Source organism: Robertmurraya mangrovi (assembly GCF_034427655.1).
Taxonomy (GTDB): Bacteria; Bacillota; Bacilli; order Bacillales; family Cytobacillaceae; genus Robertmurraya_A; species Robertmurraya_A mangrovi.
Map to the genome: position 1 here is coordinate 388,148 of NZ_JAXOFX010000002.1, position 19,968 is coordinate 408,115.

The following is a 19,968-nucleotide window of genomic DNA, read 5'->3' on the forward strand; positions in this document are numbered from 1 at the left end:
TAAATGACAACAAAGAGTCTTAGTGGAAAAAATATTTTCATTACTGGAGCATCGGGAGGAATCGGTGCTGAGATCGCTCGACTTTGTGCAGCTAGGGGAGCGAATCTCTATCTTTTTGCTAGAAGCCTAGATAAGTTAGAGGCGCTTAAATCGGATTTGGGAAATCAATATCCAGTCAAAATAGAAGTTCATCGTTTGGATGTTTCTGATACCGATGCCATTCATGAAGTGTTCACAACCGTATTAAAGGATCTTAAAACGGTTGACATCCTTGTGAATAACGCAGGTTATGGAATTTTTCGTGAAGCCCATGAAGCAAGCGTGGATGAAGTAAAAGGGATGTTTAACGTAAATGTAGTAGGTTTAATGGCTTGTACAAGTATGGTTCTCCCCTTTATGAGGGAACAAAGAAGCGGTCACATTATCAATATCGCTTCTCAAGCCGGGAAAATTGCCACTCCAAAATCAAGTGTCTATTCTGCTACCAAACATGCTGTTCTTGGTTATACGAATAGTTTAAGAATGGAACTTGCCGACTTAAATGTTTTCGTTACATCTGTAAATCCAGGTCCCATTGCGACTAATTTCTTCAACATTGCAGACGAACAAGGTACATATGTGAAAAATATACAAAGGTTTATGCTGCAACCGGAATTCGTAGCTAAGAAAGTGGTAGATGCGATGCTTACTCGTACAAGAGAGATTAATCTGCCTAGCTGGATGAATCTTGGCAGCGTATTTTACGCTTTATTTCCAAGGGTATTTGAGCGAATTGGAAAGCGGGCTTTTAATCAAAAATAGTTAAAAAAATCACCTCGTTCCTTGAGGTGATTTTTTTCTTCTTCTTAGCCTGTATAAAATTCATATACAAGATCGTTGATAATATCATGTAGTGAATGGTCAGGATCATTTTTTCTTGCTTCTACAATTTTGCAATAAAGCTCCTCAAAATCCTCTTCCGTTAACGGAATCTCATCAAATTCATGTCGATATTGTTTAAAGCAATTTTGAACCATTTTATAAATGAATTTTTTGTCCATAAATGACACCTCAAAAGAGATTATAACTCTATTATCCCTTTAGTGGCATCTGAAATATAACAGACATGGCCCTGAACATCAGAAAGGAGCTGTCGTTAAATGTAAAAATATTTCCATTGAAACCGAACGTATATTCCCTTAATATAAGTAATATACTATAAACAGAACGGATGTTCTTTAAATTACTTTGAAGGAGGGTAGGATCATGGTCGATTACAGCGAGATGCCACAGCAGACAATTTTATGCATTGACATGAAGAGCTTTTATGCAAGCTGTTCAGCGGTCATGCTAGGCCTTGATCCACTTGAATGTTATTTAGCTGTTGTCGGTGATAAAGAGCGCCAAGGGAGTATCGTACTAGCAGCATCTCCGAAAATGAAAAAGGAATTTGGGATTAAAACGGGTTCTCGTATGTTCGAAATTCCTCAAGATCCACGAATACAAATAGTAGAGCCGAAAATGGCTACATATATTAGAATTTCTACTGAAATTACTCGTGTCTTTCATCGTTATGTTCCAAAAGAGGCCATTCATACGTACAGTGTTGACGAGAGTTTTATTCAAGTTGATGGGGCGTTAAACCTTTGGGGAGATGCCATGACAATCGCCAAAAAAATAAGGGACGATATTGAACGGGAATTTCAGCTTCCTTGTGCTATTGGAATCGGTCCTAATATGCTTCTATCAAAGCTTTGCCTCGATCTAGAAGCAAAGAAAAAAGGGATTGCAGAATGGACTTATGAGGATGTAAAAGAAAAACTTTGGAAGGTGTCTCCGTTAAGGGATATGTGGGGAATTGGCCGAAAAGTAGAAAAAACATTGAACGGCATGGGTATTTTTACAGTTGGCCAGCTTGCGCGCTACGATTTAAAAAAACTTGAAAAGAAATTTGGGGTCATGGGAAATCAGCTTTATTATCATGCGTGGGGAATTGACCTTTCAGAGATTGGTGCTCCCATTATGGAAGGGCAAATTAGTTTTGGTAAAAGCCAAGTATTACTCAGGGATTATAAAGAAGAACATGAAATTAAAAATGTTATTTTGGAAATGTGTGAGGAGGTCGCAAGAAGGGCCAGGAGTAATCAAAAGGCAGGGCGAACGATTAGTTTTGGTGTTAGCTATAGCCAAGAGGAATTTGGCGGTGGTTTTTATCGGTCAAGAACGGTTGAACAGCCAACGAATATTACAATGGATATCTATCGTATCTGTCTAGAGCTTTTTCAAGAAAATTACGAAGGAAAAACCGTTCGGAAAATTTCTATGGCCCTCAGTAATATCGTGGACGACCGAGAATATCAATTAAATATTTTTGATTTAAATGGATGGAAGAAAAGAGAGCTAGGCTATGTTGTTGATCAAATTAGAAACCGTTTTGGATCAGGGGCACTGCTAAGGGCTGTATCTTATACAAATGCTGGGACAGCAAAACATCGTGCCAAACTAGTGGGCGGACATAAAATGTAGAGCAACAAGAAGGGGGTGGAGATATGATTCGCGATCGAGGTAGGATTAAATGGACATCTATGATGCTACCAGAACATGTGAGGGTATTACGTGATTGGGCAAAAGAAGATGCTTATGAAGTGAAAAAAGAAGTGGATGAACAGCATCTAGAATCAATGAATGAAGCTATTTTTGAGGCAATGGAGTTTAGAAAGACGGTAACAATCACACATTACCGGAAACAGAATTATGAATTAGTCATTGGTCATATTCATTATTGGGATGAGATCAATCATAAAATACATGTGGTTGATCGTTTCGAAGAGGTGCACCGTATTTCAATTTCATCCATAGCCGATGTAAGACTTTCAGAAGAATAAAAGTCCGCCAAATTACTAGCGGACTTTAAATTATTCCTTCTCATCTAATACTTTTTCTGCACGAACACAAGATTCAAAGTTGCCTTTATGCGTTCCATCACAGAAAGGTAGTTTCGATGATTTACCACAGCGGCAAAGGGAAAAAGCTTGTTTCGTTTCAAACTTATTGCCATCCACATCTATTAACTCTACTTCTCCAGTAACTCGAAATGGACCATTATCCATTACTTTAATCTGAACCTTAGACATAAGATCACCCTTTCACAAAGTTGTAACATTTTACCTTTAATGGTAAAGAAGATACGTGAAAAAAGCAAATAAAAATAAATAAAATGGGCAAAGCAAGAACTTTGATTGTTTATATAGGTTCCACTAGAATATTCATATGACATCGGAAGGAGTTCTACGCATGAAAATTACACTTACAGAGCAAGCAAAAAAGAAAATAGAAGAAAAGTTAGATGGAGGAACAGGCTATTTAAAACTGAAATATGACACAGAAGGCTGTGGTTGCGTAGTCAGTGGAGTAACAGCTTTATGGTTTGTTAAAGAAGTAGACGAGGGGGATCGGGAAGTACAAACGAATGGTCGTTCCATCTACGTAGAAAAATCAAAAGAAGTCTTTCTTGACGATATAATGACTATTGATTATTCCTCTAGTGCAAATTGCTATCAATTAAAAAGTCCTAATCAGTATTTAAATCCAAGGATGAGCTTTTTAATAAAAACAAATCTTTAAATAGGAAAATCTCATTTTATTCCCTATTATACCCCTGACAAAGGGGCTAAAAACGCAAAAAAGTGAATGTTTCTCTTGTCCTTTACATTAAATGGTATTAATGCGTTTTACCATCAATGGGCAGGAGGGACAAGATGAAAGTAAAGAAAGTAATGGTTGTTGTGGTGAGTGTATGGTTACTAACCGCTTGTATGCCTCTCGGTTTGGAGGAGGCTATTCAAAAAGAGATTCCTTTTAATGTTGCAAGGGTCTTACACAAAGAAGAAGTACCCCATGGTGTAGTCATTTTATATACAACAAAGCAAGAAAGTAAATTAGGAGAATTTGAGACCATAACAGCTGCCTTTTTAAAAGGAGACGACCAAAATGGCTGGAGTAATGCGGGGAATAACCATTGGGATTATTATGAACACAAACAGTTTACCACTTATAAAAAAGCTTTTTATGATTACGACACAAAAGGTAAGCTAGAAAATAAAATCAGTCTCTTATTAGGGAAAATTGAAAATAAAAAGATTAGGAGCATAGAAGTTGCCGGGAAAGAATATGAAGAGGCTAAAGTGATTGAAGTAGATGGTGTAAGGTACTATTATCAGTTTGGAGAGTATTCAAAGGTAAGAGGGTTAAGCAAAAACGGTAAAGTAGTGTATAGGACAAAGCTTCCTAATTAACTAAAAAAAGAAGAAAGAGACTACAAGGGTAGCCTCTACATAGGAACATTTAATGGGAGAATGTGATCGCGCAAAAATTCATCAAGCATCTTTTCATAATCAGCTTTATTTTCATTGAGTGATTGGGCGTGAACGCCGTTCATTGCCATAAATAATTTTTTTGGACCTTTTTTCCTCTCAAACAACGCTTCAGTCATGGAAGGTAAAATGAAGTCATCTTTTTTACTATGAATAAACAAAATAGGCTTTTTTATATTCTCTATAACGGAAATTGGAGAAACATCACGTAAAGAATATCGATCTCTCATTCGAAGAAAAATATTTGCAATAGGAATGACGAGCTGAGAAGGGATTTTAAGCTCCACTTTAATTCTGTGAGCCAGCTGTTCCTTAAAGTCAGAGAAAGGACAATCGGCAATATAGAAATCAGCCCCATCCTCTAATAACCCTGCATATAAAATCATTGTTGCTGCTCCCATGGATTCTCCGTGTATACCTAATTGTATACTTGATCCTTTTTCTGCTTTTAACCAATCAACTACTGCTTTTAAATCATATTTTTCGTAGTAACCATAACTCGTAGTTTTTCCTCCTGATTCACCGTGCCTACGATGATCGTATATCACGCAATTAAACCCTCGCTCTAAAAAGAGATTCATGTACTTCACTGAATTTAATTTGTTTTCTGTTACACCGTGACAAATAATTACATATCGATCAGCTCGATACGGTTCTACAACAATAGCTTTTAATGAATAACCGAAAGGAGAAGAAATTAAAACTTCTCTTTTTGGTAGTTCATCGTAGTGTAATGGATTAAGTCTTCCAGCTTCTTTTTCACGATTTAAAATAAATAAATCATCTTTCCTCTTCAAAAACATAAGGCGGTTCGTAAAGTACAAGCCAAATGTTGCTACGAAAAAGATAAATGAAAAAAGGAAACGAATAGTTCTTCTCAGAAGACATCACCCCTTTGAACCTGTTTAAATTATTTTACCACTTAGAGGGAAATTTAGACAAAAAATCAACTTAAAGTAGGAGATTCGAAAATTTAATGAGGAAAGCACCTCTATAAAATAATAATAAATTAAAATAGTTCCTAAAAAATGAGTAGGAGACTAGAAAAAAATCAGCCCAATGTTTATTGAAAATATTATTGACATAACATTATAATTGATAGTAATATAAGAAATCTCGACAGGATAATAAAATATTTCAAAAGAGATTCATACAAAAAAACGTTGACAACAAAGTAGTTGTTATATATAATTTATAACTGTCGCAGATTCATTAATAACTATTCTAAAATAGTTTTAAATAATGGCCCATTGGTCAAGCGGTTAAGACACCGCCCTTTCACGGCGGTAACACGGGTTCGAATCCCGTATGGGTCACCAAGTTTTTTTTACGGAACGTAGTGGAGTAAAAAGAAAACTTCCTTAATCCTTTACGAAACGTAGTGGGATAAAAAGAAACTTCCTTCAAGGAGGATTAGCTCAGCTGGGAGAGCACCTGCCTTACAAGCAGGGGGTCGGCGGTTCGATCCCGTCATCCTCCACCAAAACTTTTTTACGAAACGTAGTGAAGTAAAAAGAAACTTCCTTTTTCAAAACATTCATGCCGGTGTAGCTCAGTTGGTAGAGCAACTGACTTGTAATCAGTAGGTCGTGGGTTCGACTCCTATCGCCGGCACCATTTATTCAGAAAATATTGAGAGCCATTAGCTCAGTCGGTAGAGCATCTGACTTTTAATCAGAGGGTCGGAGGTTCGAGTCCTCCATGGCTCACCAAAGCTTTTTGCGATAGCAAAAGAATTTTTCCATACGCGCCCGTAGCTCAATTGGATAGAGCGTCTGACTACGGATCAGAAGGTTATGGGTTCGACTCCTTTCGGGCGCGCCATTATCACTTATACGACTATGGGGCCTTAGCTCAGCTGGGAGAGCGCCTGCCTTGCACGCAGGAGGTCAGCGGTTCGATCCCGCTAGGCTCCATCTAGATTTTTTCACGAAACGTAGTGTAGTGAAAAGAATCTTCCTTAACGTTTCCATAATTACGGAGGTATACCCAAGTCCGGCTGAAGGGATCGGTCTTGAAAACCGACAGGCGGGTCAAACCGCGCGGGGGTTCGAATCCCTCTACCTCCTCCATTTTGCGGGTGTAGTTTAATGGTAAAACCTCAGCCTTCCAAGCTGATGTCGTGGGTTCGATTCCCATCACCCGCTCCAATTGGGGCCTATAGCTCAGCTGGTTAGAGCGCACGCCTGATAAGCGTGAGGTCGATGGTTCGAGTCCATTTAGGCCCACCAGATAATCCTAAATAAAGAAGAATCAATACTAACTATTCCGCAGTAGCTCAGTGGTAGAGCATTCGGCTGTTAACCGAACGGTCGTAGGTTCGAGTCCTACCTGCGGAGCCATTTTTTATATGGGGAAGTACTCAAGAGGCTGAAGAGGCGCCCCTGCTAAGGGTGTAGGTCGGGTAACCGGCGCGAGGGTTCAAATCCCTCCTTCTCCGCCATACATAAATTGTAATTCAACACTAATCAAAAGATGGTTAGTGTTTTTTGTACTATAAAGGCTTTTCTTGTTAAGAATCTTTTCTTATTAAGAAATAAATAAGATTTCGTTAAGAAGGAATTAAAACTCTCGAGGTAAGATAGTCCTATACGACTTAATTCAGGAGGTACATTGTGGGAGTTTCAGAATTGAATATTCATCTCTTTAGAAAAATAAATGATTTAGGAAAAGAATACACATATTTGAATCCGTCATTTGTCATTATTACTGAATATATGGTGATTTTTTTAGCCCTGAGTGTGGTTTACTTTTGGTTTACGAGAACCGAAAATAATAGAATGATGATTATATCTGCTTCTTTTGCTTTTATTCTTGCTGAAATAATAGGTAAGACAGCAGGTAAGTTTCATTCTAATCTTCAACCATTTGCAGAATTATCGAGTGTAAATCAATTAATAGATAAAGCAATCAATAATTCTTTTCCAAGTGATCATACAATCCTTTTCTTTTCGTTTTGCGTTTCTTTCATGCTTTTTAAGAAGAAAGCAAGCTTCTTGTGGATTTTGTTAGCCATGCTAGTTGGACTTTCTCGAATTTGGGTGGGAGTTCATTATCCTTTTGATGTTCTGGTGGGAGCTTTAGTAGGCAGTATCTCAGCAGTACTAAGTTATATTCTAATACAGAGAGTAAAACTATTTAATAAGCTTCTTGAGATATATGAAAAAGTTGAAAAAAATCTACTTCCTGTAAAAGAAAAATCAAAGGATCTCTAATGACATAAATAAAAAAATCAACGCAACGAATAAAAGCGTTGATTTTTTTATTAGTAATTATTGCGGAGAGTTTTGTCTTTTTGTTGGGTGAATGGCTTTTTCTAAATCTTCCGCTGCAATGGTTTGTTTTACATTATCGGCATTTGGCTTACCCTTTTGAGAATAGCCTTTGTCACGTTTTTGGCTCATGATTTAATCCTCCTCACCTTAAGATAGACTTTCACTTAACAAAAAAGTCTATTTATAAGATGGATTTCGAAGAAGAAGGATATTCACTTTTTAAACCTTTTCTGCATGAAGGCGATAATAGGAACTATCAATCGTGCGAGTTAGGTATGGTTTAACAACTTCAATAGCTTCCAATAGCTTATCCAAGTCAACACCTGTTTCAATTCCCATTCGATGAAGCATAAAAATCACGTCTTCAGTAGACGCATTGCCAGAAGCTCCTGGGGCAAACGGGCATCCTCCAAGACCACCGGCAGAAGTATCAAAGCGGTCAACTCCAGCTTGAAGTGCGGCATAGATATTCGTAAGCGCCATATTTCGAGTGTCATGGAAATGAGCAGTTAATAAAGTATTAGGGAATGCTTCTTTTAACTTACTGAATAAGGAAAAAGATTCATGCGGAGCTGCCATCCCAATGGTGTCAGCAACACTTAATTCATCTACACCAGCTTCTACAAATTCTCTACATAAGCTAAGCGTGTCTTCTTCAGCTATTTTACCTTCATAAGGACAATAAAAAGACGTAGAGATACATGCACGTACAAAGTAGCCCTTTTCCTTTAGTTCGGCAATTATAGGCTTTAGTTCTTCCATGCTTTCAGACGTTGTTTTGTTAATATTTTTCTTATTAAAACTGTCGCTAACACCTACAAAAACAGCCACAGCCTGACAGTTTGTATCTAAGACACGATCCACACCTCTGCGATTTGGAGCTAAAACAATATGTCTTGCATTTGGGTCTAAACAATCTGCTACAATCTCAGCAGCATCACTCATTTGTGGAACCCATTTTGGTGAAACAAAGGATGTTAGCTCCATTTCATTTAAACCTGATGCTTGGAGTTTTTGAATAAATTGTTTTTTTACTTCAGTAGGTACGAAAGCCTTTTCATTTTGTAAACCATCTCTAGGACCCACTTCTATAACTGTTACTTTTTTAGGTAATTGATTTGTCATGTTTACCCCTCCTGTTCTCATAGTTTTATTGTAGAGTGAAAAAAATATAAAAAGCAAGAATAATAGAAATTTTGACAAAATAAGAGGATTTTTTTTATTTCGCTCGAACTATTAATAGTGAAACTGTTTGAAAGGGATGAAGAATATGGCATCAACAGAAGTAGTCATAGTAAGTGCTGTTCGAACAGCAATTGGTAGTTTTAATGGTAGTTTAAAAGGTGTATCAGCCCCTGAACTTGGTGCGATTGCCATAAAAGGTGCTTTAGAAAAAGCAGGTTTAAAACCTGAGCAAGTAGATGAAGTCATTCTAGGAAATGTATTACAAGCTGGACTTGGGCAGAACCCTGCACGACAAGCAGCTCTTAAAGCAGGACTTCCAGAAACGGTTTCTGCCATGACAATAAATAAGGTTTGTGGTTCAGGTTTGAAAGCGGTTCATTTAGCTACTCAAGCAATATTAGCGGGAGACGCTGAAATTGTAGTAGCAGGTGGAATGGAAAATATGAGCCAAGCACCGTACATATTAAAAAATGCTCGTGATGGCTTTAAAATGGGCGATCAAAAATTAATTGATACGATGATTTCTGATGGTTTATGGTGTGCATTTAACGATTATCATATGGGGATTACGGCAGAGAATTTATGCACGAAGTATGATTTAACTCGTGAAGAACAAGATCAATTTGCGGCACTTAGCCAAGAAAAAGCAAGCCAGGCTATAGAAGCAGGCAAGTTTAAAGATGAGATTGTACCTGTCATCATTCCACAACGTAAAGGCGATCCTGTTGTGTTTGATACAGACGAGTATCCGAAAAAGGGGACAACCGCTGAAAAATTAGCAAATCTTCGTCCAGCATTTAAAAAGGATGGAAGTGTAACAGCTGGAAATGCCTCAGGAATAAACGATGGAGCTGCCATCTTACTTGTTATGAGCAAGGCAAAAGCGGATGAGCTTGGAGTAAAACCACTAGTAACAATTAAAGCAAATGCAAGTGCTGGTGTGGATCCAAGTATTATGGGAATCGGCCCTGTATCAGCTGTTAAGAAAGCTCTTGAAAAAGCAGCTGTATCAATGGATGAATTAGAGCTAATTGAAGCAAATGAAGCATTTGCAGCACAATCTTTAGCTGTAGATAGAGAGTTGCAATTTAATAAAGAGATCCTTAACGTTAATGGTGGAGCCATTGCTTTAGGACACCCAATTGGAGCTAGTGGGGCAAGAATCCTTGTAACACTAATTCATGAAATGAAGAAAAGAGAAGCGAAAAAAGGTTTAGCAACTTTATGTATTGGCGGCGGGCAAGGTGTCGCAACAATCGTTGAGCTAGCCTAAAATATTTTACTTTTTACTAAATCTAAAAAAGTAAACGATTACAAAAGAAAGGGGAGAAGAAAATGAAAAGAATTTGTACTTCCTTTCAGGATGCAGTTGCGGAGATAAATGATGGAGCAACGTTGATGGTTGGAGGGTTTGGCCTATGTGGGATACCTGAAAATCTGATTTTAGCATTAGTAGAAAAAGGCGTGAAAGATTTAACGGTGATCTCCAATAACTGTGGTGTAGATGATTGGGGATTAGGATTACTTCTTAAAAATAAGCAGATTAAGAAAATGATAGGGTCATATGTAGGTGAAAATAAAGAGTTTGAAAGACAAGTTTTGTCAGGTGAAATCGAGGTTGAATTAACACCTCAAGGAACCTTAGCAGAAAAAATTAGAGCAGGTGGAGCAGGAATCCCTGCATTCTATACTCCAGCTGGTGTAGGAACTCCTATCGCTGATGGTAAGGAAACTAGAATGTTCAATGGAAAAGAGTATTTACTTGAAGAAGCTTTAACAGCTGATTTCAGTTTAGTAAGAGCATGGAAAGCAGATAAGATGGGGAATCTTGTGTATCACAAAACCGCTCGAAACTTTAATCCGATGATTGCAGCAGCAGGAAAAGTAACCATTGCTGAAGTAGAGAACCTTCATGAAATTGGAGAGCTTAATCCGAATGAAATTCATACTCCAAGTATTTATGTTCAGTCATTAATAGAAGGTAAACAAGAAAAGAGAATTGAAAGACTAACGGTGAAAAAGTAAGGGGGGATTTTAATGAGTAACGTTCGTGAAACCATTGCTAGAAGAGCGGAAAGAGAAATTGAAAATGGGTTCTATGTCAATCTAGGGATCGGAATGCCGACACTTGTTGCGAACTATATTTCTGAAAATAAACAAGTCGTACTTCAATCAGAAAATGGATTACTAGGTATTGGGCCTTATCCTGAAGAATCGGATGTTGATCCAGATTTAATTAATGCAGGTAAAGAAACAGTTACAGCTATCCCTGGTGCTGCCTATTTTGACAGTGCGGAGTCATTTGCTATGATTCGTGGTGGGCATGTAAATATTGCCATTCTTGGTGGGATGGAAGTTTCTGAAAAAGGGGATTTAGCTAACTGGATGATTCCTGGAAAGATGATTAAAGGAATGGGCGGAGCAATGGATTTAGTTCATGGTGCTCAGAAGATCATCGTAATTATGGAACATACGAATAAAAATGGCGATTCCAAAATTTTAAAAGAGTGTACTCTACCACTTACAGGAAAACAAGTAGTCAACCGTATTATTACTGAAAGAGCGGTAATGGATGTAACAGAAAAAGGCTTAAAATTGGTTGAAGTAGCAAAAGGGTATACAATTGATGATGTGGTAAAATCGACTGAACCTGAGCTAATCATTGATAGTACCGTTTTAACAGATGCTTTTTAAATAGGCTGTTTTTGCAAAAACTTAAATAATCATTGGAAAAGTACAGTTTTCGCTGTACTTTTCTTTAATTAAGATGGAGAGGTGTAATGATGGGATTTTCACTAGTAGAAATTGATCATGTACAATTAGCGGGACCAAAAGGTTGCGAAGAGGAAGCAAGAATCTTTTATGGGAAAATTTTAGGTTTGACTGAAATTCCCAAGCCGGAAAATCTTCAAAAAAGAGGGGGGTGCTGGTTTAAGTTTGGGCGACAAGAAATACATATCGGCATCCAAGAAGACTTTTTACCAGCTAAGAAGGCTCATCCAGGATTCATAGTAGAAAATTTACACTTACTAAGGGAAAGACTAGAGTTGGAAAAAATTGAAATCAAAGAAGAGCCTCCAATCGAAGGAAGAGAAAGATTTTTTGTAAGTGACCCATTCGGCAATAGAATTGAATTTTTGGAATTTAGCTCATAAGCAGCGAGACTCTTATATAAGTGTTATAATAATGCTGTTTTAAGCAAGAAAACAGTGCAACAAATGATAGAGAGGGATCAATATGAAGAAGAAACAACAACGTCCTAATGTAAAGAAAGATGATAAACCTGTAACTTTAGGAGATATGCTTAATCTAGATTTAAAAAACCAACTGAAAGAAAGACAACAGCAATTGAAAGTAGAAGAAGAGAAAAAGAAGTTGGCTGAAGAGGAAAGAAAAAGAGAAGAGAGAAGACTAAAGGAAAAGAATAAATCCTTTGAAGAACTACTTGAAGAAAGTTCCATTAACTGGAAGGAATTTAAGTAATGTCTGAAACAAAGCGGATTGTCGAAGTGGTTCCCTACACAAAAGAATGGAAGAGATTGTACGAAAATGCTGAAATAGAGCTAAAAAATGTTTTTAGGACTACAGATGTCACGTTCCATCATATAGGAAGCACGTCAGTAGAAGGTTTAAGTGCAAAACCAATCATTGATATACTCGCTGAAGCTGCGGATATCAACTTATTTGATAAACATTCTCCTGAACTTGAGCAGATTGGCTACTTTGGAAAGGGTGAAAACGGCATCCCTGGCCGCCGTTATTTTCATAAGGTGAAAGACGGGAATGAAGCACATCGATTAGTTCATTTACATGCATTTGAAAAAGGAAATCCTGAAATTAACCGACATCTTATATTTAGAGATTTTTTGCGGGCACATCCTGAGGCTAGAAATGAATACAGTGAAGTTAAAGAAAGAGCCGCAAAAATGTATAGAGAAAGCATTGATGACTATATTGAAGCTAAAACTCCAATAATACAAGAGTTGGAGAAGAAAGCATTGATATGGAGTCAAGGAAGTAAATAGTTAAGGAGCAGCCGTTAAGATGGAAAGGCTGCTCCTTTAATGTTTAACGGTGCTCTAAATAAAAATTCTCTTTTGAAATCTCTTTAAGAAGACTAATTTCATCTTCTGATAAAGGGCTACGTTTTACAGCCGTCGCATTATCTTTTACTTGTTCAATGGAACTAGCCCCAGCAATAACAGAAGAGACGGACGGTTGAGAAAGTACATATTGCAGCGCTAACTCGGTGAAAGAGCGGTTCTCTAGCATTTTTGACTGAATCGTTGAAACTAATTCTTCTATCTCAGTAAAGCTATAATCCAAGTATCCCTTTTCAATGATTGACTCGGAAGCCTTTTCTATCGATTTATTACTTAATAAGCCTTTTGCTAGTGGCCCTCTAGCAACTACGCTAATATGATTTTGATTAAGCAATGGCAATACGGTCTCTTCTGGACGACGATCCAATAAGCTGTATTGCATCATAACAGAAACAATATTTGAATTTGAAACATACTCTCTAATGACGTTTGGACGAATAGAAGAAATTCCATAGTAACGAATAATTCCTTCGTTAACCAGTTCATCAAATGCTTCTATCGTTGCCTCCATCGGGTCCTCTAAAGTTCCACCATGAAGTTGATATAAATCAATATAATCTGTCTGGAGTCTTTTTAAACTTTGTTTGACTGCCTCTTTTATGTATGCTTTTGAAGGATCCCAAGTCCATCCATCACGAGTTTGGTTCGGTTTATTTCCTACCTTTGTGGCAATAATGACTTTGTCTCGAACAGCTTTTAATGAATCTCCAACTATTTTCTCATTTATACCGTAATCGTATAAATCCGCTGTATCAAAGTAGTTAATTCCTTCTTCAAGAGCAGCTTCAATTATTTTTTGAGCCCGAGTTTCATCTGTTCCTAATGACATACAACCGAGTCCTAATTCACTAATCATTAAATCCGATTTTCCTAATTTTCTTTTTTCCAACAAGCTCACCTCTGGTTCTTATTTTATCGGATGTGTATCATGAATAACAAATCAGGAACTACCCATTATGATAATGAAATATAATTTATTATAATAAAGTTACGTATTTGAATAGGGAGTGAAGATGGAATGAGTCAACTGGAAGAAAAAACAATTAAGACAGAAAAGATATTCTCTGGAAGAGTGATTAGTCTACAAGTAGACGATGTGGAGTTGCCAAATGGGAAAACATCAAAGCGAGAGATTGTAAAGCATCCAGGAGCCGTAGCCGTTATTGCTATTAAAGATGATAACAAAATAGTCATGGTAGAGCAGTTCCGTAAACCGTTAGAAAGATCTTTAGTGGAAATACCAGCTGGTAAGCTAGAGGCGGGAGAAGAACCTATAAATACAGCAAGACGAGAATTGGAAGAAGAAACAGGTTATGTATGTGACGAACTTGAATGGCTAATCTCTTTCTATACATCACCAGGTTTTGCAGATGAACTAATTCACCTATATGTAGCAAAAGGTCTAAAGAAAAAAGAAAACGCGGCTCAATTAGATGAAGACGAATTTGTTAACCTAGTCGAATTGACATTGGAAGAAGCAGTTCAATATGTTGGGGAAAAGAAAATTTACGATGCTAAAACAGCTTTTGCCGTTCAATACCTTCAATTAAAAGAGGCTCTAAAAAAGTGAATCTATACTATGTAGACTTACATATTCATATCGGTCGAACCATGACTGGGAAAGCTGTAAAAATAACGGGAGCTAAAACTCTCACTTTTTCTAATATAACCAGTCATGCAAGAGACAAAAAAGGCTTGCATATGATTGGAATTATTGATTGCCACTCACCTGAAGTAATAGAAGAGATGAGTTTGTTATTGCAATCTGGGGATTTAGTTGAACATGAAGACGGCGGGTTATTATATGGTGGTCTAACGATTATTCCAGGTTCTGAGCTTGAGATTTATGATGAAAGTTGTAAAGGGCCAATCCATGTTTTATGTTATTTTTCCAATTTAGAGGTGATGAAAGATTTTTCAAAATGGCTGGCTAAGCATTTGAAAAACATCAACCTTAGCTCTCAAAGGGTATATATATCGGGGCGTGAGCTACAAAAGAAAGTGAAGAAGCTTGGGGGCTTATTTATCCCTGCGCATGTGTTCACTCCTTTTAAAAGCTTATATGGAAAAGGGGTAGTTGCTTCTTTATCAGAAGTACTAGAGCCGGAATTAATAGATGGAATTGAATTAGGGCTTAGTTCAAATACTGAAATGGCTGACCAATTGGAAGAATTACAATCGTACAATTATGTTACTAATTCAGACGCCCATTCACTTGCTAAAATTGCTAGAGAGTACCAGATTATTCAAATGAATAATCCAACATTTAAAGGCTTAAAAGAAGCATTGCATAATCAAAATGGTCAACAAATTGTGGCTAATTATGGATTGGACCCCGTATTGGGTAAGTACCATGAAACTGTTTGTGCACGATGTTTTACCCCTAAAGGTTCAAAAGAAATCACTAGCTGCAAGAACTGTGAACACAGTAAATTTATCAAGGGTGTGGCTGAACGGATACTAGAGTTAAAAACGGCAAAAGAAGGAAAACACAACCGTCCACCCTATATCCACCAAGTACCATTAGAGTTTATACCTGGTCTGGGTAAAAAGTTATTAGAACGCTTACTTAATCATTTCGGAACAGAGATGGCAATTCTTCACGAGGTTCAGGTAGAGGCATTAAAAGAAGTAGTACCAGTAAAAGTTGCTAACCTCATTATAGCTGCCCGAAATGGTGAGCTTTCCCTACAAGCGGGTGGGGGAGGTAACTATGGAAAGGTAGCTGACCAATAGTGTAAAAATACAGACCGGTGAAAGTATCGGTCTATTTTTATTGGTCTTTACTTTTGTAAAAATAGATTCTTCTATATCCCCCTAATTCAAGAATATAATCCCAAACAAGTTGTGCTACTAGACAAAATACTAGATTTCTATGTCATATGAAATCGTGTACAGGCATAGGATTTATTAAGAGTGTTGGAAGGTAAGTTTTGACCAAGGGATTATTTTTAATAGGAGATTTTAGGAGGAAAAGCAAATGAAGAACAAAATGTACCAGAACGTTGTAGCCAATCATATTCGGGAGCATTCCTCAATTTATCTTTTTGTAGTCGTCCTATTTTTAATGGGAGTTATTTTTGGAGCGATAGTCGTTAATAGCTTAAGTTTTACTCAAAAAGAAGATTTATATTATTATTTATCACAATTTTTTACTCAAGTATCTGACGGTAAGGTTGCAGAATCAAGGGATCTATTTTTTCAAAGTTTCCTTCACAATAGCAAATTCATTGGTTTGATGTGGATATTAGGAGTTTCCATTATTGGCTTACCGGTAATTCTTATATTATTATTTATTAAAGGAATGGTGGTTGGCTTCACTGTTGGGTTCTTAGTGAATCAAATGGGCTGGGATGGATTTATCCTTTCTTTTGTGTCCGTCTTACCTCAAAACTTAATTATCATCCCTATTTTTATTATTGTAGCTACACTTTCTGTGTCCTTCTCTATGAAGATGGTTCGAAGACAGTTTATGAAAAAACTAGCACAACCGGTAATGCCTCTATTAGGTAGATATGCGTTTGCTTTATTTGTAGCAGTTGTCTTTTTAACAGTTGCAGCTGGAGTAGAAGCATACATATCGCCTTCATTAATGAAAACAATTGTTAATTCCATCCAATAGCAAAGGGGTATTATTGGAGATTTTTCCTGTATTAACAAGATGCAGATTATAATTATTATTAAATAGTAAACATTATTTTTACTAAATTGTAATGATTTCATTTTGAAACCTTTCCTGTTTCTGTTATAATGGTAATTGACAGTGGCGAGGGAGGACTTTCGTTATGGAAAGCAGAATTGAAAGAATTAAAAAGCAGTTGCATTCATCTAGTTATAAATTAACGCCTCAGCGTGAAGCGACCGTTCGAGTGCTTTTAGAACATGAAGAGGATCATTTAAGTGCAGAAGATGTGTACCTCCTTGTTAAAGAAAAATCGCCTGAGATTGGTTTAGCAACTGTTTATCGAACGCTAGAATTACTTACTGAATTAAAAATTGTTGATAAAATAAATTTCGGAGATGGAGTATCTCGTTACGATTTAAGACAAGAAGGAGCTGCTCATTTCCATCATCATTTAGTATGTATCGAATGTGGTGCTGTTGATGAAATACAAGAAGATTTACTAGAAGATGTGGAAGAAATAGTAGAGCGTGATTGGAACTTTAAAATTAAAGACCACCGCCTAACTTTCCATGGTATTTGTCATCGTTGCCTAGATAAAGAAGAAATAGAAGAAGTTAAAACAAATTAAAGTCAAAACCCTTTTCAATTGAGAAAAGGGTTCTTTTTTGAATCAGGTTATGGTAAATACACGTAACCACATAATTTATGGTTCATTCAGGGAGTAATAAGGTATAATTCTTGTCCTTTTTGGCATACCTTTTAGTATAAAAGACTAGTTTCTCAATTTAATGAAGAATCTAGGAAAAGGTTGTTGGAGGATATAGAAATGAAATCTTGGTTTAAATTAGTTTTTCAAACGTTAAAAGTATTTATTCTGTTCACTGGATGCACAATTCTTTTTTATTATGGTATCATGTGGGTAAATGAAGAGTACCAGGACTATCACCGCTACGATGAGCCTAGGGGTTCTGCCGTAAAGGTTTCAGCAAGTGGAACTAGCGAGGAGTCAGGGTGGTTCGATCGTTTAATATTGTTTTACAAAAACGGGGAGTAATGTTTTTAATGGAAGACCAATTAAAGGATTTTATCCACTTCTTATTAGTAGAAAAAGGATTAGCAAAGAATACATTAGTTTCGTATGAAAGAGATTTAAAAAGCTATCTAAAGTACTTAAAAACAGTCGAAAACATAAAGGATTATAATGGTGTTCAACGGGCTCAAATTGTTCACTTCTTAGCACATCTTAAGGATCAAAGAAAATCTTCCAAGACGATTGCTAGGCATATAGCGTCTATTCGGGCATTTCACCAGTTTTTACTAAGAGAAAAAGTGGTTGATCATGATCCTTCCGTTCATGTGGAAACCCCTCAATTAGAAAAGACTTTGCCAAAGGTACTAAGCTTACCGGAAGTTGAGAGATTACTGGATACGCCCGTAGCAAATGACCACTTTGGTTTGCGGGATAAAGCGATGCTTGAACTACTATATGCAACGGGAATAAGGGTTAGTGAGCTGATTGGGCTTAACATAGGAGATGCACATATAACCATGGGCTTTGTCCGCTGTATTGGAAAAGGGAATAAGGAGCGAATCATTCCTATTGGCAGAACGGCAGCAGAAGCTATACAAAAGTATTTGGACGAAGGAAGACCTCATTTTGTTTCCAAAAAGCATCGAGATGAGTCGTTATTTTTAAATCATCATGGAAAAAGATTAACGAGACAAGGGTTTTGGAAGATCCTTAAACGACTAACGAGTCTTGCTGGTATTGAAAAGGAACTCACACCACATACACTAAGACATTCTTTTGCTACTCATCTGTTAGAGAATGGTGCTGACTTACGTGCTGTACAAGAGATGTTAGGACATGCTGATATTTCAACGACTCAAATCTATACCCATGTAACGAAAACAAGGCTGAAGGATGTATATAGTCAATTTCATCCAAGAGCTTAGTAGTTTCATATAATGTTCAAAAAGCTGCCATGAATTTGAGGGAGCTTTTTCTTGTTCAGACGAATTTTCTCTAGTAAAATACAATTAAGAGGTCAGACTTCTGACAAATGACTTCGTTAATTATTTTACAGAGGGTAACATAACTATAATTGTATAGAGTATAACAACCGAACTAATTTACCCTTTCAACAAATAAATGAACCAAGTTGTAAGCTTTAATTTTTGTAAATAGTACATAATAAAAATGTAACCGTGTTCACAAAAGGAGGAATTATCATGCCTTATAAATATAATAGAATATTTTTGATTGTGATGGATTCAGTTGGAATAGGTGAGGCACCAGATGCTGAACAATTTGGTGATAAAGGCTCAGATACCTTGGGACATATTGCTGAGAAAATGAATGGTTTACATATGCCGAACATGGCAAAATTGGGTTTAAGTAATATCCGTGAAATACAAGGAATTGAGAAAGCTTCGACACCTCTTGCCTATTTTACAAAAATGCAGGAAGCTTCAAATGGTAAAGATACTATGACTGGACACTGGGAGATTATGGGTTTGAATATTAAGACACCGTTTAGAGTGTTTCCAGAAGGCTTTCCGGCTGAATTAATTAATGAGTTAGAAGCTAGAACTGGAAGAAAAGTGATAGGAAACATTCCTGCGAGTGGGACAGAGATTCTTGATCAGCTTGGGGAAGAACATATGAAAACGGGTTCTCTCATTGTATATACATCTGCTGACTCCGTGTTACAAATTGCAGCTCACGAAGACATCATTCCTATCGAGGAACAATATAAAATCTGTAAAATTGCTCGTGAATTAACATTAGATGAAAAGTATATGGTAGGTCGTGTTATTGCAAGACCATTTGTTGGTGAACCAGGTCAATTTAAACGTACAGCCAATCGCCATGACTATGCATTAAAGCCTTTTGAACGAACCGTTATGAATGAATTAAAAGATTCAAATTTAGATGTAATAGCAATTGGGAAGATTTCAGACATTTTTGACGGTGAAGGAGTAACCCAATCTTTAAGAACCATTTCCAACATGGACGGAATGGATAAACTTTTAGAGACTTTTGATATGGAATTTACAGGGTTAAGCTTCTTGAACTTAGTAGACTTTGATGCATTATATGGCCATCGTCGTGATCCTATTGGGTATGGGAAAGCTCTAGAAGAATATGATGCTCGTCTTCCAGAAGTATTTGAAAAAATGAGAGACGGAGATTTATTAATGATTACGGCTGACCACGGAAATGACCCTGTTCACCCAGGAACAGATCATACACGTGAATATGTTCCATTACTTGTTTATGCAAAAGACATGGGAGAAGGTAAAGAGTTACCAATTAGTGAAACATTTGCAGATATCGGTGCAACAGTAGCGGATAACTTTAAAGTGACTATGCCAAAATTCGGTAAAAGCTTTTTGGATGAATTAAGTCAATAGAGAGGGAGATA

Annotated in this window: 25 protein-coding genes and 11 tRNA genes; 30 read left to right on the forward strand and 6 right to left on the reverse strand. The window is 36.9% G+C overall.

What is annotated here, in order from left to right:
• Nucleotides 1-3: 3 nt before the first annotated feature.
• The gene (locus SM124_RS04990) at nucleotides 4-801 is read left to right on the forward strand and encodes an SDR family NAD(P)-dependent oxidoreductase (RefSeq protein ID WP_322445180.1); all 798 of its coding nucleotides are present in this window, start codon (nucleotides 4-6) and stop codon (nucleotides 799-801) included.
• A gap of 44 nt (nucleotides 802-845) precedes the next feature.
• Here SM124_RS04990 and SM124_RS04995 read toward each other — a convergent pair whose 3' ends face one another.
• Entirely contained in the window at nucleotides 846-1,040 is a 195-nt protein-coding gene (locus SM124_RS04995) for a YqzH family protein (protein WP_322445181.1), read from the reverse strand.
• A 205-nt stretch (nucleotides 1,041-1,245) separates the two neighbouring features.
• Here SM124_RS04995 and SM124_RS05000 point away from each other — a divergent pair, with 205 nt between their 5' ends.
• The gene (locus SM124_RS05000) at nucleotides 1,246-2,505 is read left to right on the forward strand and encodes a Y-family DNA polymerase (protein WP_322445182.1); all 1,260 of its coding nucleotides are present in this window, start codon (nucleotides 1,246-1,248) and stop codon (nucleotides 2,503-2,505) included.
• Nucleotides 2,506-2,528: 23 nt separating this feature from the next.
• The gene (locus tag SM124_RS05005; RefSeq protein ID WP_322445183.1) at nucleotides 2,529-2,864 is read left to right on the forward strand and encodes a YolD-like family protein; all 336 of its coding nucleotides are present in this window, start codon (nucleotides 2,529-2,531) and stop codon (nucleotides 2,862-2,864) included.
• Nucleotides 2,865-2,894: 30 nt separating this feature from the next.
• Here SM124_RS05005 and SM124_RS05010 read toward each other — a convergent pair whose 3' ends face one another.
• Nucleotides 2,895-3,113 carry a CDGSH iron-sulfur domain-containing protein gene (locus tag SM124_RS05010; RefSeq protein ID WP_322445184.1) on the reverse strand — a complete coding sequence of 73 codons (219 nt, stop codon included), beginning with the start codon at nucleotides 3,111-3,113 and terminating at the stop codon, nucleotides 2,895-2,897.
• 160 nt (nucleotides 3,114-3,273) lie between these two features.
• Between SM124_RS05010 and SM124_RS05015 the strand changes: the two genes are divergently transcribed.
• Both SM124_RS05015 and SM124_RS05020 read left to right on the forward strand, forming a co-directional pair.
• The gene (locus SM124_RS05015) at nucleotides 3,274-3,603 is read left to right on the forward strand and encodes an iron-sulfur cluster biosynthesis family protein (protein WP_322445185.1); all 330 of its coding nucleotides are present in this window, start codon (nucleotides 3,274-3,276) and stop codon (nucleotides 3,601-3,603) included.
• A gap of 134 nt (nucleotides 3,604-3,737) precedes the next feature.
• Nucleotides 3,738-4,274 carry a hypothetical protein gene (locus tag SM124_RS05020; protein ID WP_322445186.1) on the forward strand — a complete coding sequence of 179 codons (537 nt, stop codon included), beginning with the start codon at nucleotides 3,738-3,740 and terminating at the stop codon, nucleotides 4,272-4,274.
• Nucleotides 4,275-4,309: 35 nt separating this feature from the next.
• On the opposite strand, the gene SM124_RS05025 is transcribed toward SM124_RS05020, so the two are convergent.
• Nucleotides 4,310-5,233: an alpha/beta hydrolase gene (locus tag SM124_RS05025; RefSeq protein WP_322445512.1), complete on the reverse strand. Its 924-nt coding sequence runs from the start codon at nucleotides 5,231-5,233 to the stop codon at nucleotides 4,310-4,312.
• 363 nt (nucleotides 5,234-5,596) lie between these two features.
• On the opposite strand from SM124_RS05025, the gene SM124_RS05030 reads away from it, so the two are divergent.
• The 12 genes from SM124_RS05030 (at nucleotide 5,597) to SM124_RS05085 (ending at nucleotide 7,567) form a co-directional block, all read left to right on the forward strand.
• Nucleotides 5,597-5,671 (forward strand) — tRNA-Glu (locus SM124_RS05030).
• Between the two features lie 88 nt (nucleotides 5,672-5,759).
• A tRNA-Val gene (locus SM124_RS05035) sits at nucleotides 5,760-5,835 on the forward strand.
• 58 nt (nucleotides 5,836-5,893) lie between these two features.
• Nucleotides 5,894-5,969, forward strand: a tRNA-Thr gene (locus SM124_RS05040).
• A gap of 19 nt (nucleotides 5,970-5,988) precedes the next feature.
• Nucleotides 5,989-6,064: transfer RNA gene (locus SM124_RS05045), tRNA-Lys, on the forward strand.
• A gap of 35 nt (nucleotides 6,065-6,099) precedes the next feature.
• A tRNA-Arg gene (locus SM124_RS05050) sits at nucleotides 6,100-6,176 on the forward strand.
• Between the two features lie 19 nt (nucleotides 6,177-6,195).
• A tRNA-Ala gene (locus SM124_RS05055) sits at nucleotides 6,196-6,268 on the forward strand.
• Nucleotides 6,269-6,331: 63 nt separating this feature from the next.
• Nucleotides 6,332-6,424 (forward strand) — tRNA-Ser (locus SM124_RS05060).
• 4 nt (nucleotides 6,425-6,428) lie between these two features.
• Nucleotides 6,429-6,502 (forward strand) — tRNA-Gly (locus SM124_RS05065).
• 4 nt (nucleotides 6,503-6,506) lie between these two features.
• Nucleotides 6,507-6,583: transfer RNA gene (locus tag SM124_RS05070), tRNA-Ile, on the forward strand.
• Nucleotides 6,584-6,619: 36 nt separating this feature from the next.
• A tRNA-Asn gene (locus tag SM124_RS05075) sits at nucleotides 6,620-6,694 on the forward strand.
• 10 nt (nucleotides 6,695-6,704) lie between these two features.
• Nucleotides 6,705-6,795 (forward strand) — tRNA-Ser (locus SM124_RS05080).
• A gap of 172 nt (nucleotides 6,796-6,967) precedes the next feature.
• The gene (locus SM124_RS05085) at nucleotides 6,968-7,567 is read left to right on the forward strand and encodes an undecaprenyl-diphosphatase (protein ID WP_322445187.1); all 600 of its coding nucleotides are present in this window, start codon (nucleotides 6,968-6,970) and stop codon (nucleotides 7,565-7,567) included.
• 57 nt (nucleotides 7,568-7,624) lie between these two features.
• Here SM124_RS05085 and SM124_RS05090 read toward each other — a convergent pair whose 3' ends face one another.
• Both SM124_RS05090 and SM124_RS05095 read right to left on the reverse strand, forming a co-directional pair.
• Nucleotides 7,625-7,756 carry a hypothetical protein gene (locus SM124_RS05090; RefSeq protein WP_322445188.1) on the reverse strand — a complete coding sequence of 44 codons (132 nt, stop codon included), beginning with the start codon at nucleotides 7,754-7,756 and terminating at the stop codon, nucleotides 7,625-7,627.
• A 90-nt stretch (nucleotides 7,757-7,846) separates the two neighbouring features.
• On the reverse strand, nucleotides 7,847-8,752 hold the full coding sequence (locus SM124_RS05095) for a hydroxymethylglutaryl-CoA lyase (protein ID WP_322445189.1): 906 nt from the start codon (nucleotides 8,750-8,752) through the stop codon (nucleotides 7,847-7,849).
• 145 nt (nucleotides 8,753-8,897) lie between these two features.
• Between SM124_RS05095 and SM124_RS05100 the strand changes: the two genes are divergently transcribed.
• The 6 genes from SM124_RS05100 (at nucleotide 8,898) to SM124_RS05125 (ending at nucleotide 12,837) form a co-directional block, all read left to right on the forward strand.
• Nucleotides 8,898-10,085 carry an acetyl-CoA C-acetyltransferase gene (locus SM124_RS05100; RefSeq protein WP_322445190.1) on the forward strand — a complete coding sequence of 396 codons (1,188 nt, stop codon included), beginning with the start codon at nucleotides 8,898-8,900 and terminating at the stop codon, nucleotides 10,083-10,085.
• Nucleotides 10,086-10,147: 62 nt separating this feature from the next.
• Nucleotides 10,148-10,837, forward strand: a complete 690-nt coding sequence (locus tag SM124_RS05105; protein ID WP_322445191.1) for a CoA transferase subunit A — start codon at nucleotides 10,148-10,150, stop codon at nucleotides 10,835-10,837.
• 12 nt (nucleotides 10,838-10,849) lie between these two features.
• Complete coding sequence (locus SM124_RS05110; protein WP_322445192.1) at nucleotides 10,850-11,506, forward strand: CoA transferase subunit B; 657 nt, start codon at nucleotides 10,850-10,852, stop codon at nucleotides 11,504-11,506.
• 89 nt (nucleotides 11,507-11,595) lie between these two features.
• Nucleotides 11,596-11,967 carry a VOC family protein gene (locus SM124_RS05115; protein WP_322445513.1) on the forward strand — a complete coding sequence of 124 codons (372 nt, stop codon included), beginning with the start codon at nucleotides 11,596-11,598 and terminating at the stop codon, nucleotides 11,965-11,967.
• Between the two features lie 82 nt (nucleotides 11,968-12,049).
• The gene (locus SM124_RS05120) at nucleotides 12,050-12,295 is read left to right on the forward strand and encodes a YqkE family protein (RefSeq protein WP_322445193.1); all 246 of its coding nucleotides are present in this window, start codon (nucleotides 12,050-12,052) and stop codon (nucleotides 12,293-12,295) included.
• A complete protein-coding gene (locus tag SM124_RS05125) occupies nucleotides 12,295-12,837 on the forward strand; it encodes a GrpB family protein (RefSeq protein WP_322445194.1) in 543 nt (180 codons plus the stop codon). Before SM124_RS05120 ends, SM124_RS05125 begins: the two co-directional genes overlap by 1 nt.
• A 43-nt stretch (nucleotides 12,838-12,880) precedes the next feature.
• Here the strand turns inward: SM124_RS05125 and SM124_RS05130 are convergent, their stop codons facing one another.
• Complete coding sequence (locus SM124_RS05130) at nucleotides 12,881-13,804, reverse strand: aldo/keto reductase (protein ID WP_322445195.1); 924 nt, start codon at nucleotides 13,802-13,804, stop codon at nucleotides 12,881-12,883.
• A 129-nt stretch (nucleotides 13,805-13,933) separates the two neighbouring features.
• Here SM124_RS05130 and SM124_RS05135 point away from each other — a divergent pair, with 129 nt between their 5' ends.
• The 7 genes from SM124_RS05135 to deoB all read left to right on the forward strand — a co-directional run bounded on the left by SM124_RS05135 (nucleotide 13,934) and on the right by deoB (nucleotide 19,957).
• Nucleotides 13,934-14,485 (forward strand): NUDIX domain-containing protein, encoded by a 552-nt coding sequence (locus SM124_RS05135; protein WP_322445196.1) that lies wholly within the window; start codon nucleotides 13,934-13,936, stop codon nucleotides 14,483-14,485.
• Entirely contained in the window at nucleotides 14,482-15,651 is a 1,170-nt protein-coding gene (locus SM124_RS05140; protein ID WP_322445197.1) for an endonuclease Q family protein, read from the forward strand. The genes SM124_RS05135 and SM124_RS05140 overlap by 4 nt, the downstream gene beginning before the upstream one ends.
• A 244-nt stretch (nucleotides 15,652-15,895) precedes the next feature.
• Nucleotides 15,896-16,537 carry a stage II sporulation protein M gene (gene spoIIM, locus SM124_RS05145; protein WP_322445198.1) on the forward strand — a complete coding sequence of 214 codons (642 nt, stop codon included), beginning with the start codon at nucleotides 15,896-15,898 and terminating at the stop codon, nucleotides 16,535-16,537.
• A 163-nt stretch (nucleotides 16,538-16,700) separates the two neighbouring features.
• A complete protein-coding gene (gene fur, locus SM124_RS05150; protein WP_322445199.1) occupies nucleotides 16,701-17,168 on the forward strand; it encodes a ferric iron uptake transcriptional regulator in 468 nt (155 codons plus the stop codon).
• Between the two features lie 198 nt (nucleotides 17,169-17,366).
• Nucleotides 17,367-17,594 (forward strand): YqzK family protein, encoded by a 228-nt coding sequence (locus SM124_RS05155; RefSeq protein WP_322445200.1) that lies wholly within the window; start codon nucleotides 17,367-17,369, stop codon nucleotides 17,592-17,594.
• 8 nt (nucleotides 17,595-17,602) lie between these two features.
• A complete protein-coding gene (xerD, locus tag SM124_RS05160; protein ID WP_322445201.1) occupies nucleotides 17,603-18,496 on the forward strand; it encodes a site-specific tyrosine recombinase XerD in 894 nt (297 codons plus the stop codon).
• A gap of 276 nt (nucleotides 18,497-18,772) precedes the next feature.
• Complete coding sequence (gene deoB, locus SM124_RS05165) at nucleotides 18,773-19,957, forward strand: phosphopentomutase (protein WP_322445202.1); 1,185 nt, start codon at nucleotides 18,773-18,775, stop codon at nucleotides 19,955-19,957.
• Nucleotides 19,958-19,968 lie beyond the last annotated feature (11 nt).